The following is a 1703-nucleotide window of genomic DNA, read 5'->3' on the forward strand; positions in this document are numbered from 1 at the left end:
GGCAGCCGCCGGCGCGCGGCGCGCGAGCGCCATCGCGATACGCCGGTCATGGTGGACGCCGTGGTGCACGGCGCGGTGGTGGCGCTCGCGGGCGCGGGTTGACGGCATCGGCGGGGCCTGCCGTCTTCGCTTCATCGATGAACTTTTATAAAAGGAGACACAGATGTTTCGCATAACTAGACGGTTTTGCATGGCAGTCGCGCTGTGCGCGGCGAGTGCGATGAGCGTGTCGGCCTTCGCCGAGCCGCTGCAGAAGATCGTGCTGCGTACCGACTACAAGTTCAACGGCTACGTCGCGCCGTTCGCGCTGGCCGTCGTGAACGGCTATTACAAACAGGCCGGTCTCGACGTCTCGATCGAGCAGGGCCAGGGTTCGGGCACGACCGTGCAGACCGTCGCGTCCGGTGCCGACGACTTCGGTCTGTCCGATGCCTCGATCGCCGTGCTCGGCATCACCGCGCAGAACATCGGCGTGAAGCTCGTTTCCGTGTACACGCAAACGGCGACGATGGGGCTCATCTACCGCGCCAATTCGGGCTTCACCGGCGACCTCAAGCAATTGCAGCACAAGGCCGTGATTTCGAGCGCCGGCACCGCGGACCTGCGGATGCTGAATCCGGCGCTCGCGAGCGTGGGCATGAGTACCGACGACGTGCAGCTGCAGATCGTCGATGCGAACGCGCGCGTGCCGCTGTTCCTGAAAACCGACGGCGCGTTCCTCACCGGCTTCGCGACCGGCGACCTGCTGCGCATCCGCAGCCGCATGCCCGACGCGAAGTACATGCCCTACGCGAAATACGGCGTGGTCGCGTACGGCACCGGCCTCATCGCGAGCGACGACATGCTCGCGAAGCATCCCGACGTGGTGCGCAAGTTCGTCGACGCGAGCCGCAAGGGCTGGGAAGCGGCGCAGCGCAACCCCGAGGCGGCCGTCGACGCGAGCCTGAAGCTGTACCCCGATCTGAACCGCGAGTTCGTGGCGGGCGGCCTGAAGATCGCGCTCAACGAACAGCTGCATACGCCGGCCACGGCCGGTCATCCGATTGGCTGGACCGACGAGGGCGACTGGAAAAAGATGCTCGACGTCCTCTCGAAGTACGCGGGTGTCCACAATCCGAAGGCACCGTCCGCTTACTACACCAACCAGTTCATCTCTCAATAGGGACAGCGGGAACGCAATGAGTACAGCACAGGCAATCTATAACGCCATCGCCGCCGAGCAGATCGATCACGTGTTCTGCGTGCCGGGCGAAAGCTACCTCGCGGTGATGGACGCGTTTCACGGCAGCGACTCGCCGCGCCTGATCGCGACGCGCCACGAAGAGGGCGCCGGGCTGATGGCCGAGGCATGGGCCAAGGCCACCGGCAAGACCGGCGTCTGCATGGTGACGCGCGGGCCCGGTCTCACGCATCTGGCGATCGCGCTGCATACGGCGCAGCAGGACTCGACGCCGCTCGTCGCGCTGGTCGGCCAGGTGCCGTCGGACGTGCGCTATCGCGAGGCGTTCCAGGAAATGGACGTGGTCGCGTATGCGCGGCCGATGGCGAAATGGGCACTCGAAATCGGCCGTGGCGACCGTGCCGCCGAACTGATGCAGAAGGCGTTTCACGTCGCGCAAAGCGGCCGGCCCGGCCCGGTGGTGGTGAGCCTGCCCGAGGACGTCGACCGCGAGCTGGCCGTTTCGGCGCCGGCGCGCATGGCC

Annotated in this window: 2 protein-coding genes; both read left to right on the forward strand. The window is 66.4% G+C overall.

All coding sequences use genetic code 11. The annotated features are described in order from the left end of the window. Positions 1-190 precede the first annotated feature (190 nt). Positions 191-1162 carry an ABC transporter substrate-binding protein gene (locus GXB81_RS31070; RefSeq protein ID WP_167285532.1) on the forward strand — a complete coding sequence of 324 codons (972 nt, stop codon included), beginning with the start codon at positions 191-193 and terminating at the stop codon, positions 1160-1162. 16 nt (positions 1163-1178) lie between these two features. Beyond that, positions 1179-1703 (forward strand): thiamine pyrophosphate-binding protein (locus tag GXB81_RS31075; protein ID WP_277396825.1); only part of this gene is annotated, 525 nt, incomplete at its 3' end.

The organism is Paraburkholderia sp. Ac-20336 (genome assembly GCF_017105025.1).
Taxonomy (GTDB): domain Bacteria; phylum Pseudomonadota; class Gammaproteobacteria; order Burkholderiales; family Burkholderiaceae; genus Paraburkholderia.

Excerpts from the sequence above, each read along its gene's own strand:
- GXB81_RS31070 (WP_167285532.1), top strand. The coding sequence starts at position 191 with ATGGCAGTCGCGCTGTGCGCGGCGAGTGCGATGAGCGTGTCGGCCTTC.